Annotated in this window: 11 protein-coding genes; 4 read left to right on the top strand and 7 right to left on the bottom strand. The window is 73.9% G+C overall.

The features are described from left to right. Nucleotide 1 precedes the first annotated feature (1 nt). Genes ACFWVE_RS10385 through ACFWVE_RS10395 form a run of 3 tightly spaced genes read right to left on the bottom strand, consistent with a single transcriptional unit; the run spans nt 2 to nt 3743 of the window. On the bottom strand, nt 2–1795 hold the full coding sequence (locus ACFWVE_RS10385) for an L-aspartate oxidase (RefSeq protein WP_384010386.1): 1794 nt from the start codon (nt 1793–1795) through the stop codon (nt 2–4). Further along, nucleotides 1792–2787, bottom strand: a complete 996-nt coding sequence (panC, locus tag ACFWVE_RS10390) for a pantoate--beta-alanine ligase (protein WP_384010390.1) — start codon at nt 2785–2787, stop codon at nt 1792–1794. The genes ACFWVE_RS10385 and panC overlap by 4 nt, the downstream gene beginning before the upstream one ends. Then, nucleotides 2784–3743 (bottom strand): Rossmann-like and DUF2520 domain-containing protein, encoded by a 960-nt coding sequence (locus ACFWVE_RS10395; RefSeq protein ID WP_384010393.1) that lies wholly within the window; start codon nt 3741–3743, stop codon nt 2784–2786. Before ACFWVE_RS10395 ends, panC begins: the two co-directional genes overlap by 4 nt. Nucleotides 3744–3908: 165 nt before the next feature. Between ACFWVE_RS10395 and ACFWVE_RS10400 the strand changes: the two genes are divergently transcribed. Continuing rightward, the gene (locus ACFWVE_RS10400) at nt 3909–5144 is read left to right on the top strand and encodes a threonine aldolase family protein (protein ID WP_384010396.1); all 1236 of its coding nucleotides are present in this window, start codon (nt 3909–3911) and stop codon (nt 5142–5144) included. A gap of 128 nt (nt 5145–5272) precedes the next feature. On the opposite strand, the gene ACFWVE_RS10405 is transcribed toward ACFWVE_RS10400, so the two are convergent. The 3 genes from ACFWVE_RS10405 to ACFWVE_RS10415 all read right to left on the bottom strand — a co-directional run bounded on the left by ACFWVE_RS10405 (nt 5273) and on the right by ACFWVE_RS10415 (nt 7896). Continuing rightward, complete coding sequence (locus tag ACFWVE_RS10405) at nt 5273–5905, bottom strand: AAA family ATPase (RefSeq protein ID WP_384010399.1); 633 nt, start codon at nt 5903–5905, stop codon at nt 5273–5275. A gap of 49 nt (nt 5906–5954) precedes the next feature. Next, on the bottom strand, nt 5955–6626 hold the full coding sequence (locus ACFWVE_RS10410) for a response regulator (protein WP_384010402.1): 672 nt from the start codon (nt 6624–6626) through the stop codon (nt 5955–5957). Nucleotides 6627–6693: 67 nt separating this feature from the next. Further along, nucleotides 6694–7896, bottom strand: coding sequence for a sensor histidine kinase (locus tag ACFWVE_RS10415; RefSeq protein WP_384010404.1), 1203 nt, complete (start codon nt 7894–7896; stop codon nt 6694–6696). A 118-nt stretch (nt 7897–8014) separates the two neighbouring features. On the opposite strand from ACFWVE_RS10415, the gene ACFWVE_RS10420 reads away from it, so the two are divergent. Beyond that, entirely contained in the window at nt 8015–9154 is a 1140-nt protein-coding gene (locus tag ACFWVE_RS10420; RefSeq protein WP_384010407.1) for an SAM-dependent methyltransferase, read from the top strand. Nucleotides 9155–9227: 73 nt separating this feature from the next. On the opposite strand, the gene ACFWVE_RS10425 is transcribed toward ACFWVE_RS10420, so the two are convergent. Further along, complete coding sequence (locus tag ACFWVE_RS10425; RefSeq protein ID WP_384010409.1) at nt 9228–10379, bottom strand: NADH-quinone oxidoreductase subunit D; 1152 nt, start codon at nt 10377–10379, stop codon at nt 9228–9230. Between the two features lie 31 nt (nt 10380–10410). Between ACFWVE_RS10425 and ACFWVE_RS10430 the strand changes: the two genes are divergently transcribed. Together ACFWVE_RS10430 and ACFWVE_RS10435 are read left to right on the top strand one after the other, a co-directional pair. Beyond that, nucleotides 10411–10986, top strand: coding sequence for a PH domain-containing protein (locus ACFWVE_RS10430; protein WP_384010412.1), 576 nt, complete (start codon nt 10411–10413; stop codon nt 10984–10986). Continuing rightward, a complete protein-coding gene (locus ACFWVE_RS10435; protein ID WP_384010415.1) occupies nt 10983–12317 on the top strand; it encodes a PH domain-containing protein in 1335 nt (444 codons plus the stop codon). The genes ACFWVE_RS10430 and ACFWVE_RS10435 overlap by 4 nt, the downstream gene beginning before the upstream one ends. Nucleotides 12318–12388 lie beyond the last annotated feature (71 nt).

The following is a 12388-nucleotide window of genomic DNA, read 5'->3' on the forward strand; positions in this document are numbered from 1 at the left end:
GTCACTGCTCCTGAGAGGCGTGGGGCGGGAGGTTCGGGGCGTCGGGGAGAGTCGGGGGGAAGTCTGTGGCGTCGGTGGTGTGCGCCGCCAGCGTGCGGTCCGGGTTCAGCCGTACGACGATGTGGCGGCGCCAGGCGGTGTCGTCGCGCCCGGGCCGGTCCTCGCGCCAGTGACAGCCCCGGGTCTCCTCGCGCCGCAGCGCGGCGGCGACCAGGACGCGGGCGACGCACAGGAGGTTCGTCGCCTCCCAGGTGTCGACGCCGGGCTCGGCGGTCTTGCCCTGCTCGTCGAGGGCGTCGCGGGCGTCGGCGTGCAGCCGCTGGAGCCCGTCGGCGGCCTGCTCGAGGGATGCGGCGGAGCGCAGGACCCCGGCTCCCCCGGTCATGATCCGCTGGATGGTGAAGCGGGCCTCCGCGGGGAGGAGGGGGTGCCCGGGGCGCTCGGCGTGCGGGAAGGGCTGCGGCGTACGCGCGCGAAGGGCGTTCCCGGTCCGGCTCGCGGCGATGTCGGCGGCGATGCGCTCCGCGTAGACCAGGCCCTCCAGGAGCGAGTTGGAGGCGAGCCGGTTGGCTCCGTGCACGCCGGTGCAGGCGACCTCCCCGCAGGCGTAGAGGCCGGGGACGGTGGTGCGGCCGTGGGAGTCGGTGCGCACTCCGCCGGAGGCGTAGTGGGCGGCGGGGGCGACCGGGACGGGCTCGGTGACCGGGTCGATGCCGTGGGCGCGGCAGGCGGCGAGGATCGTCGGGAAGCGGTGCTCCCACATGTCGGCGCCGAAGTGCCGGGCGTCGAGGTACATGTGCTCGGCGTCCCGCTCCCGCATCCGGCGCATGATGCCCTTGGCGACGATGTCCCGCGGGGCGAGCTCGGCGAGCTCGTGCTGCCCCACCATGAAGCGCACGCCGTCGGCGTCGACCAGGTGGGCGCCCTCGCCGCGTACCGCCTCGGAGACCAGGGGCTGCTGGCCCTCCGCGTCCGGGCCGAGGAACAGGACGGTCGGGTGGAACTGCACGAACTCGAGGTCACTGACCTCGGCCCCCGCGCGCAGGGCCAGCGCCACCCCGTCGCCGGTCGAGACGGAGGGGTTCGTGGTCGCGCTGAAGACCTGCCCCATGCCACCGGTCGCGAGCACCACCGCGGGAGCGTGCACGGCCCCCACGCCGTCGTGCTGGCCCTCCCCCATGACGTGCAGGGTCACGCCCGCGCTGCGCCCTTCGGCATCGGTCAGCAGGTCCAGGACCAGCGCGTTCTCGATCGTGCGCAGTCCCGCCCGTCGCCCACCGCCACCCTTGCCCGAGAGTGCTTCGCGCTCGTCCCTCCTGACCGCGTGTACGGCCTCGACCAGCGCGCGGGAGATCTCCGCGCCGGTGGCGTCCCCGCCCGCGTGCGCGATGCGCCGGCGGTGGTGGCCGCCCTCGCGGGTGAGTTCCAGGCTGCCCTCCTCGGACTCGTCGAAGTGGGCGCCGGTGGCGATGAGCCGGCGTACGGCGTCGGGGCCCTCGGTGACGAGGAGGCGGACCGCCTCCTCGTCGCACAGCCCCGCGCCGGCGACCAGGGTGTCGTCCCGGTGCTGTTCGGGGGTGTCGCCCTCGCCCAGGGCCGCGGCGATGCCGCCCTGGGCCCAACGGGTGGACCCGTCGTCGAGCCGGGCCTTGGTCACGACGACCGTGGCCAGTCCGGCGGCCTCGCAGCGCAGCGCGGCGGTCAGTCCGGCCACGCCGGAGCCGACGACCACGACGTCCGCCTCGATGGACCACCCGGGCGCGGGCGCGTGCAGTCGTATGCCGGTGGTGGTCACGAGGCGGCTCCGAGGGTGCCGAAGGTCAGGGGGATGTTGTCGATCAGGCGGGTCGTGCCGACCCGGGCGGCCACGGCGAGGACGGCCTCGCCGGTGAAGCCGTCGCCGATCTCGGTGAAGTCCGAGGGGTCGACCAGAGCCAGGTAGTCCAGGGTGAGCGGCGGGGTGAAGCGGGCGGCCGCGTCGAGGACCTGGCGGGCGGCGCCGCGGACGGCGTCGGGGCCGCCCGCCGTGGCGACGGCGTGCGTGTCGGCCGCCGCGCGGGACTCCCCGAGCGCGCTCAGCGCCTCGGCACGCGCGCGCGTGGCGGGCACTTCGCGGGCCCGCGCGTGCAGTGCCTCCTGCGCGGCGTGCCGGTCCCGTCCGGCGAACAGCGCGCCGGACAGGGCGAGCGCGGTGTGCCGCTCCGTGGCGGAGAGGTAGCGGTTGCGGCTGGACAGGGCCAGCCCGTCGGGCTCGCGGACGGTGGGGACGCCGACGATGTCGACGCCGAAGTTCAGGTCGCGCACCATACGGCGGATCAGCGCGAGCTGCTGGGCGTCCTTCCGGCCGTACAGGGCGACGTCGGGACGGGTGAGGTGCAGCAGTTTGGCGACGACGGTGAGCATGCCGTCGAAGTGCCCCGGGCGGGCGGCCCCCTCCAGTCGTTCGCCCATGGGTCCGGCGCTGACGCGGACCTGGGGCTCGCCGCCCGGGTAGACCTCGTCGGCCGACGGGGCGAAGACCACGTCCGCGCCCGCCTGCCCGGCGAGCCCGAGGTCGGCGTCCAGGGTGCGCGGATACCGGTCGAGGTCCTCGCCCTCGCCGAACTGCAGCGGGTTGACGAAGACGGTGACCACGACCTCGCCCGCGGGGCCGGCGAGGTCGCGCGCGGCGCGGATCAGGGTGGCGTGGCCCTCGTGCAGGGCGCCCATGGTCATCACGACGGCACGGCGTCCCGTGCGCGCGCGTGCGTGCAGGTCGCCGGCGGTGCGCAGCAGGGTGGTGGTCATCGGGGGTTCCCTTCGCCTTCGCCGGTGGTGCCCGTTTCGCCGGTGGTGCCCGTCGTCCCGTCGGCGAGTACCCCGAGGAGGTCCTCGGCGAGTTCCGGCTTCAGCAGGCCGTGGGCGAGAGCACGGTCGGCGGTCGCGCGGGCCATCGCCAGATAACCGGCGACGGTCTGCGGGGCGTGCCGGCGCAGCTCGGCGACATGGGCGGAGACGGTACCGGCGTCACCGCGCGCGACGGGGCCGGTGAGGGCCGCGTCACCGGAGCGCAGGGCGTTGTCCAGGGCGGCGCCGAGCAGCGGGCCGAGCATCCGGTCGGGGGCCTCGACCCCGGCGGTGCGCAGCAGCTCCAGGGACTGGGCGACCAGGGTGACCAGATGGTTGGCGCCCAGGGCGAGGGCCGCGTGGTAGAGCGGGCGGTTCTCCTCGGCGATCCACTCCGGTTCGCCGCCCATCTCGATCACCAGGGCCTCGGCGGCCAGCCGCAGTTCCTCGGGCGCGGTGACGCCGAAGGAGCATCCGGCGAGCCGCTGCACGTCGACGGGGGTGCCGGTGAACGTCATCGCCGGGTGCAGGGCCAGCGGCAGCGCGCCGGCCCGCAGGGCGGGGTCCAGCACCTTCGCGCCGTACCGCCCGGAGGTGTGTACGAGGAGCTGTCCCGGCCGTACCGCACCCGTCTCGGCGAGCCCGGCCACCAGCCCCGGCAGCGCGTCGTCCGGGACGGTCAGCAGCACCAGTTCGGCCCGCTCCAGCACCTCGGCGGGCGGGACCACCGGCACGTCGGGGAGCAACTGCTCGGCGCGCCTTCGGGAGACGGCGGACACGGCGGACACGGCCACCGGACGGTGTCCGGCGAGTTGCAGGGACGCGGCCAGCGCCGGGCCGACGCGCCCGGCGCCGACCACACCGACGCTGAGCCGCGCGGGGCGGTCCCTGGGATCCGGCTGTGGGCTTGTGTTCACGCGACGACGGCCTTCCCGTTCCAGTCCGCTCGGGGTACCGGACGATTTCTCGTCATGTTAACGCGAAACGCGGGCGGTTCCCGGGGCACGGTTGTCCACAGGCTGTGGGTTCCGCGGGGAAAACCCGGGTGCCCCCGCACACCCGTACGCGGGATGATCCCGGGCATGGGCGATACGGCGGAGAACGGCACCACGACGCAGGACGGGCGACGGACCGGGGCAAAACCGGTCCCGGACCAGGAGCCGGCTCAAGGGGCGGATCAGGAACGGGGCCGAAAGCTCCGTGAGCGGCGGATCGCCGCCTGGCGCAGCGCCCCGCGCGTGCTCGCGCGCCTCGGTTTCCTCGGCCCGCTCCGGGAGCGGCTGGCCCTGCTGGAGGCGGCGGGCAGCGTGTACGACCTGGACGAGACGGCCGACCTCTACGGCAACGGCGTCGTCGAGGCGCTGGAGGAGCGGGTCGCCGGGCTCCTGGGCACCGAGGCCGCCGCGTTCTTCCCGACCGGGACGATGGCCCAGCAGGTGGCCCTGCGCTGCTGGGCGGGCCGTACCGGCAGCCCTGTGGTCGCACTGCACGGGCTCAGCCACCCCGAGGTCCATGAGCGGAACGCGTTCAGCCGGGTCGGCGGCCTGCGGCCGGTGCGGGTGACCAGCGAGCCCCGGATGCCGACCGCCGCCGAGGTGCGGGACTTCGACGAGCCCTTCGGCGCGCTGATGCTGGAACTCCCCCTCCGGGACGCCGGCTTCGTACTGCCCACCTGGGAGGAGCTGACCGCGGTGGTGGACGCCGCGCGGGACCGCGAGGCCGTGGTCCACTTCGACGGGGCCCGCCTGTGGGAGTGCACGACGCACTTCGGCCGTCCGCTGGAGGAGATCGCCGCCCTGGCGGACAGCGTCTACGTGTCGTTCTACAAGTCCCTCGACGGCTTCGGCGGCGCTGCGCTCGCCGGTCCGGCGACGCTGGTGGAGGAGGCCAGGGCCTGGCGGCACCGGTACGGCGGCAATGTCTTCCAGCAGTTCCCGACCGCGCTGTCCGCCCTGATCGGCCTGGAGCGGGAGCTGCCCCGGCTGCCCGAGTACGTCACCCACGCGCGCGTGGTGGCCGCCGCCCTGCGCGAAGGGCTTGCGGCGGCCGGAGTGCCGTGGGCCCGCGTCCACCCCGAGGTGCCGCACACCCACGACTTCCAGGTCTGGCTGCCGTACGACGCCGGCGTCCTGGCCGAAACCGCCGTCCGCGCGGCCGAGGAGACGGGAACCGTGCTGTTCGCCAACCACTGGGAGCCGGGGGGACCAGGTCTGGCCTTCACCGAGGTGTACGTACGGGCCGCGGCCCTGGAGTGGACGGCCGAGGACGTACGGGCCGCGGCCTCGGACTTCGTACGACGGCTGACGGCTGGCGGCTGACGGCTGACGGCTGAGGGAGGCGAAGCCGTGAGGGTGTGAGGGTGTGAGGGGTCGGGAACACGTCGTAGGGACGCCGGCTCCCCTTCACCGTCCCGATCGACCGCGGCCGGTCCGGGTACGACGGTGCCTCAGTCGAAGCGGATGTGCCGGATGCCGACACGTGCCTGCCGCAGCCTGGTCCGGAGCCGTCCCTCGTGATGGGGGAGCAGCTCCAGCCCGGCCAGTACGGCGATGCGGTCCGCCGTCTTCGGGACGGTCGTGTGGTCCGTCCACAGATGCTCGGTGAACTCCGGCCCGGCGAGCCGTTCCAGGCAGTGGTCGAGCCGGTCCACGGCCCAACTGTTCCGGCCCGGGTCCGCCTTCTTTCCGGCGGCGCGGCGCAGGAGGCGCCCGAGGCCGCGTTCACGCAGCCGCCTCAGCACCGTCTCCCGTTCGGCGAGGAGGGTGAAGTGGTGGACGTCGTGGCCGAGTTCGCGCAGTCGGCCGACGGTCTCGGCGAAGCAGCGGGAGTCCGTGACCGTCATGGGCGCGATCACGACGCCGTCGTGCCGGGTCAGCGCGAGGTCGAGGACCTCGACGACACCCTGCCGCCAGGAGACCAGTTCCTGGAAGTCCCCCCGCAGTTCGGGCGGCAGCATGCGGCGCAGCCCGAATCCGGCGTGCTCCGGATCGCAGACGACACTGCCCGGGAGACGACGCCGCAACTCGTACGCGGTCTGCGTCTTGCCGCCCCCGAAGGGGCCGTTGATCCACAGCAGCATGCGCAGACCCTACCGATGCGAGGACTCCCGGTCAGCCCTGCGAGCAAGGTCAGCCCTGCCCGCCGGCCCGTACCAGCCCCGTCTCGTAGGCGAGGACCACCACCTGCACCCGGTCCCGCAGTCCCAGCTTGGTCAGGATGCGGCCCACGTGGGTCTTCACGGTCGCCTCCGACAGCACCAGGTGGGCCGCGATCTCACCGTTGGACAGGCCCTGGGCGACCAGCACCATGACCTCCCGTTCCCGCCCGGTGAGCCGCTCCAGCTCCTTGTGCTGGGGCTGCTTGGTGGTGCTCGGCAGCATGGGTGCGAAGCGGTCCAGGAGCCGGCGGGTGGTGGACGGGGCGACCACGGCGTCGCCGCTGTGCACCGCGCGGATCGCGGCGAGCAGTTCGCCGGGCGGCACGTCCTTGAGCATGAAGCCACAGGCGCCCGCCTTCAGGCCGGAGAAGGCGTACTCGTCGAGGTCGAAGGTGGTCAGGATCAGCACCTTCGGCGGGTCGGTGTCCGCGCAGATCCGGCGGGTGGTCTCCACCCCGTCCAGCTTCGGCATCCGGACGTCCATGAGCACCACGTCGACGGCGGTGGACCGCAGCGCCTGGAGGGCCTCCACGCCGTCGCCCGCCTCCGCCACGACCTCCATGTCCGGCTGGGCGTCGAGCACCATCCGGAACCCGGTGCGCAGCAGCGCCTGGTCGTCGACGAGCATCACGCGGATCGCCATCGGGGTCTCTTCCCTACTCAGAAGGTGTTACAGGTGTCAATAAAGGGCGTGCGCGAACGTTCGGGCGTCAACGAGCGGGTTTGAGGGGCAACAGGGCACTGATACGGAATCCCCCGCCCGGCCGCGGACCCGCGTCCAGGGTGCCGCCGACCATACCGACGCGCTCGCGCATGCCGATCAGGCCGTGGCCCTGACCGTCGAACCCGCCCTCCTCGTACAGCTCGTGCGGGGCGCCCTTGCCGTCGTCCTCGACGAGCAGGCCGAGGCCGTCGTCGAAGTACACCAGGCGCACGCTGGCGCCCGTGTTGGGCCCGCCGTGCTTGCGGGTGTTGGTGAGCGCCTCCTGCACGATGCGGTACGCGGTGAGTTCGACGCCGCTGGGCAGCGGACGCGGGGTGCCCTCGACCTTGAAGTCCACCGGCAGCCCGGACCCCCGGCACTCCTCGACGAGGTCCTCGATCTGCCGCACGTCGGGCTGCGGTACGTACTCCCCGGCCTCCTCGTGCTCGCCGGTGCGCAGCACGCCGAGCAGGCGGCGCATCTCGGCGAGCGCCTGACGGCCGGTGGAGGAGATCGTCTCCAGGGCTTTCTTCGCCTGGTCGGGGGCCGCGTCGAGGACGTAGGCGGCGCCGTCGGCCTGCACCACCATCACCGACACGTTGTGCGCGACGACGTCGTGCAGTTCGCGCGCGATGCGGGCGCGTTCGGCGGCGACCGCGACCTTCGCCTGTGCCTCGCGCTCCTTCTCGAGCCGCGCGGCGCGCTCCTCGAGCTGGGCGAAGTAGGCACGCCGGGTGCGCATGGAGTCGCCGAGCACCCAGGCGAGGACGAAGGGCACGGTCTGGAATATCACCATGGCGATGTTGCCCGCCACGCTCACGTCGTCGAGCGGCCAGCGTGCCTGCGCGACCGGCGCCGCGCACAGACCGGCGCCCAGCGCGAGACGGGACGCCCAGCGGGCCCCGACGGCCGCGACCGTGTAGACGATCACCAGCATCGCGAAGTCGGCCGGCATCGGCGCCACGTCCAGGACCACCTGGAGGACGCCCACCACGACGGTCAGGACCAGCATCCGCTCCGGCATCCGGCGGCGCAGCGCGACGACCAGCGACAGCAGCAGCACGACCGGCACGGTCACGGCCGCCGCGTCGGTCCCCTCGGCCTCCTCCACGGTCGCTCCGCCGATCACCGAAATCCCGAACAGGACGACGGCCCAGAAGCCGTCGACCCATGCCGGGTGTCTGCGGAGAAAATCATAGAGGCGCTGCACGTAACCCAGCGTAGGGAAGCCGGATGGGTGCAGGGGTCAACCGGAGGACCGATCCCCGGTCCGCGCACGTACTCCGCAAGGTGGAGGCCCGGCATGTCCCCGCACGTAACCTGGGCCGATGACCACGGTGACGACGGCGGGGGCGCACGGCGGCCCGCGCGGGTGGCGGGCGGCGACCCGGGCGGCTCTGTACGGGCCGGACGGCTTCTACCGCAGGCCGGAGGGCCCCGCCGGGCACTTCCGTACGTCGGTGCACGCCTCGCCGCTGTTCGCGGGGGCCGTGGCACGTCTGCTGTGCCGGGTCGACGAGGCGCTGGGCCGGCCCGCGGTGCTCGATTTCGTGGACATGGCGGCGGGCCGGGGCGAACTCGCCGCCGGTGTGCTCGGCGCACTGCCCGCCGGCGTGGCGGCACGCACGCGTACGTACGCCGTCGAACTCGCCTGCCGCCCCGGCGGTCTCGACCGGCGGATCGAGTGGCGGGCCGAGCCACCGGAGCGGATCACGGGGCTGCTGTTCGCCAACGAGTGGCTGGACAACGTGCCCCTGGAGGTCGCCGAGGTCGACCCGGCGGGCGTCCCGCGCCTGGTCCTGGTGACCGACGACGGAACGGAGCGGCTCGGGCCGCCGGTCACGGGCCCGGAGGCGGAGTGGCTCGCCCGGTGGTGGCCGCTGACGGCCGGGCGGCCCGCGGGGGACGGGGAGGCCACGGGGGACGGGGAGGCCACGGGGGACGGGGAGGCCACGGGGGACGGGGAGGCCGCCCCGGACACCACCCCCGCGGCCGCGAGCGAAGTGGGGCTGCGGGCGGAGATCGGACTGTCCCGGGACCTGGCCTGGGCGTCGGCGGTCGGGGCGCTCGCGCGCGGGCTCGCCGTCGCCGTGGACTACGCGCACACGGCGGACGCGCGCCCGCCGTTCGGGACGCTGACGGGATTCCGGGAGGGGCGGGAGACGACACCCGTGCCGGACGGATCGTGCGACATCACCGCGCATGTCGCCCTGGACGCCTGCGCGGCGGCCTGCGCGCTCCCCGGCTCCCGCCTGCTCCCCCAGCGGGCCGCCCTGCACGCCCTGGGCCTCACCGGCTCGCGCCCCCCGCTCACCCTCGCGTCCACCGACCCCGCCGGCTACGTACGGGCCCTGGCGGCCGCCTCGGAGGCGGCCGAACTCGTCGCGCCGGGCGGGCTCGGCGACTTCGGGTGGCTGCTGCAGCCGGTCGGGATCCCGGACGTGCTCGCGGACCCGGGCCCCGCCTGACCCGTACGGCTGCCCGCTCCCGCGCCCCGCTTCCCTGCCCCCGTCTCCCTGCCCCCGCCTCCCTGCTTGTCGATTACTTGTCGATGTCCCCCACGACGAAGAACATCGACCCCAGGATCGCCACCATGTCCGAGACCAGCGTCCCCGGCAGCAGTTCGGTGAGCGCCTGGATGTTGTTGTAGGACGCCGAGCGCAGCTTCAGCCGGTACGGCGTCTTCTCGCCCTTGCTGACCAGGTAGTACCCGTTGATGCCGAGCGGGTTCTCGGTCCACGCGTACGTGTGCCCCTCGGGCGCCTTGAGCACCTTGGGGAGCCGCTGGTTGACGGGACCGGGGGGCAGGTCGGCGAGCCGGTCGAGGCAGGCCTCGGCGAGGTCGAGGGCGTGGTACGTCTGCTCCAGGAGGCATTCGAAACGGGCGAGGCAGTCGCCCTCCTCGCGGGTCACGACCTTCAGGACGTCCGCCAGCTCTCCGTACGCGAGATACGGCTCGTCGCGGCGCAGGTCGAGATCGACGCCCGAGGCACGGGCGATCGGCCCGCTCACCCCGTACGCGTGCACGGCCTTCGGGGACAGGACGCCGACACCGCGCGTGCGGCCGCGGAAGATCTCGTTGCCGAGCACCAGGTCGTCGAAGCGGTCCATCCGGGAGCGCACGTCGGCGACGGCGCCGCGCGCGCGTGTGGTCCATCCCGCCGGGAGGTCCTCCTTGAGGCCGCCCACGCGGTTGAACATGTAGTGCATCCGCCCGCCGGAGACCTCCTCCATCACGTGCTGGAGTTCCTCGCGCTCCGTGAAGGCGTAGAACATCGGGGTGATGCCACCGAGTTCCAGCGGGTAGGAGCCGAGGAACATCAGGTGGTTGAGCACCCGGTTCAGCTCCGCGAGCAGCGTGCGCAGCCACACCGCGCGCTCGGGGACCTCCATGCCGAGCATCCGCTCCACGGCGAGGACCACGCCCAGTTCGTTGGAGAACGCCGACAGCCAGTCGTGGCGGTTGGCCAGCATGATGATCTGCCGGTAGTCCCGCGCCTCGAACAGTTTCTCCGCGCCCCGGTGCATATAGCCGATCACGGGCTCCGCGCTGGTGATCAGCTCGCCGTCCAGGACCAGCTTCAGCCGCAGTACGCCGTGCGTGGACGGATGCTGGGGCCCGATGTTGAGCACCATGTCGGTGCTCTCCGCGGCGCCGCCGATGCCGACCGTGGTCTCCGTCGTAGGAGTCATGAACACAGTCTCCCCTACGTACGCTGGGGCCATGGAGACGGGGAACCCGCACGACACGGGTACAGCGGGACCGCAGCAGCCGGAACCGCCCGCTGAGGCGACGGCGGCCACGGTGACCACCGGCGCACCGGCGGCCCCCGGTGACGAGCCGCAGTGGATCGCGCTGCCGCCGGGGCTGTTGAAGGTGCGCCGGCTGATGCTGGTGGTGTGGCTGGGACTGCTCACCCTGGCCGCCGGGCTGGTCCCGGGCCTGCTGGCCGGGCCCGGCTGGGCGGCCCTCGCCCTGCTGCCGCTGGCCGTGACGGTCTGGGGCTGGGCGATGCTGGAACGCAACTGGCGTTCCTGGCGGTACGCCGAGCGCTCCGACGACCTGCTGATCAGCCGGGGCGTCCTGTGGCGTCAGGAGACGGTCGTGCCGTACGGGCGGATGCAGCTGGTCGAGGTCACGTCCGGGCCCGTCGAACGGCACTTCGGGCTGGCCAGCGTGCAGTTGCACACGGCGGCCGCGGCGACCGACGCCACCATCCCCGGTCTCGTCCCGGCCGAGGCGGAACGACTGCGCGACCGGCTCACGGAGCTCGGCGAGGCCCGATCGGCGGGGCTGTGACCGCCCAGGAGACCTCCGAGGAGGTACGCGAGCGACGGCCCGTGATCGAGCGCCGGCTGCACCCCGTCACGCCGCTCAGGCGGGCATGGGCGCCCGTCGCGGTCGTCATCGGGTGGGCGCTGCACGACCCGGACCAGGCGCAGCGCCAGCTGACCCGGCTGACGACGACCACCCTGCTGATCGGCCTCGGCGTCCTCCTCCCGGCCGCCGCCCTCTACGGCTTCCTGACCTGGTGGTTCACCCACTTCGCGGTGACCGACAGTGAACTGCGCATCCGCACCGGACTGTTGTTCCGGCGCACCGCGCACATCCGGCTGGAGCGGATCCAGGCCATCGACGTCACCCAGCCGCTGCTCGCGCGGGTCGCGGGCGTGTCCAAGCTCAAACTCGACGTCATCGGGACCGACAAGAAGGACGAGCTGGCCTTCCTGGGCGCCGACGACGCCCGCGCGCTGCGGGCCGAACTGCTCGCGCGGGCGGCCGGTTTCGCACCCGAGACGGCGCACGAGGTGGGCGAGGCGCCGTCCCGGCAGCTGTTGCGCGTGCCGCCCGGCGTCCTCGCCCTGTCCCTCGTGCTGACCGGCGCGACCTGGGTCTGGCTGATCGTCGCCGCCGTCGCGCTGCCACTGCTGTGGACGGCCACCCACAGCCTGTGGACGCTCCTGGCCGCCGCCGTCCCGCTGCTCGGCGCGGCGGGCGCGAGCAGCGTCGGCCGGTTCGTCATCGAGTACGACTGGACGCTGGGCGAGTCGCCCGACGGGCTGCGCATCGACCACGGGCTCCTCGACCGGGCGCACGAGACGGTGCCGCCGGGGCGGGTGCAGACCGTGCGGATCGTGGAGCCGCTGCTGTGGCGGCGCCGGGGCTGGGTACGGGTGGAGCTCGACGTGGCGGGCTCGTCCAACTCCCTGCTGCTGCCGGTCGCCCCGCGCGAGATCGCCGAATCCGTCGTCGCGCGGGTGCTGCCCGGCGTCGGTGTGCCGTCGCACACGGAGCTGTCCCGGCCGCCGCGGCGCGCGCGGTGGTGCGTGCCGGTGTGGTGGCGCGGCTACGGACTCGCCGTCACCGGCACCGTGTTCGCCGCCCGGCACGGCCGGCTGACCCGGACCGTCGCCCTGGTGCCGCACGCCAAGGTGCAGAGCGTACGGCTGGTCCAGGGGCCCTGGCAGCGCGCCAGGGGCGTCGCGGACGTCCATGTGGACACCGGGGCCAACAAGTCCGTGGTGGCCCGGCTCCGGGACGCCGACGAGGCGGCGGAACTGCTGCGGGCCCAGGCGGAACGGTCCCGGACCGGCCGCCGGGACGCCCGCCCGGACCGGTGGATGGCCTGACCCGGCCGCCGGACGCTCGGGGGTCCGGCCCGGACACGCGAACGGGGTCCCGCGGAAGACGTGCGGGACCC

Origin of the sequence: Streptomyces sp. NPDC058632, assembly GCF_042717095.1 — a bacterium.
Taxonomy (GTDB): Bacteria; Actinomycetota; Actinomycetes; order Streptomycetales; family Streptomycetaceae; genus Streptomyces.

Coding starts and splice junctions, on each gene's coding strand:
- ACFWVE_RS10430 (WP_384010412.1), top strand. CDS start 10,411: ATGGAGACGGGGAACCCGCACGACACGGGTACAGCGGGACCGCAGCAG.
- ACFWVE_RS10400 (WP_384010396.1), top strand. CDS start 3,909: ATGGGCGATACGGCGGAGAACGGCACCACGACGCAGGACGGGCGACGG.
- ACFWVE_RS10410 (WP_384010402.1), bottom strand. CDS start 6,626: ATGGCGATCCGCGTGATGCTCGTCGACGACCAGGCGCTGCTGCGCACC.
- ACFWVE_RS10420 (WP_384010407.1), top strand. CDS start 8,015: ATGACCACGGTGACGACGGCGGGGGCGCACGGCGGCCCGCGCGGGTGG.
- ACFWVE_RS10425 (WP_384010409.1), bottom strand. CDS start 10,379: ATGACTCCTACGACGGAGACCACGGTCGGCATCGGCGGCGCCGCGGAG.
- ACFWVE_RS10405 (WP_384010399.1), bottom strand. CDS start 5,905: ATGCTGCTGTGGATCAACGGCCCCTTCGGGGGCGGCAAGACGCAGACC.
- panC (WP_384010390.1), bottom strand. CDS start 2,787: ATGACCACCACCCTGCTGCGCACCGCCGGCGACCTGCACGCACGCGCG.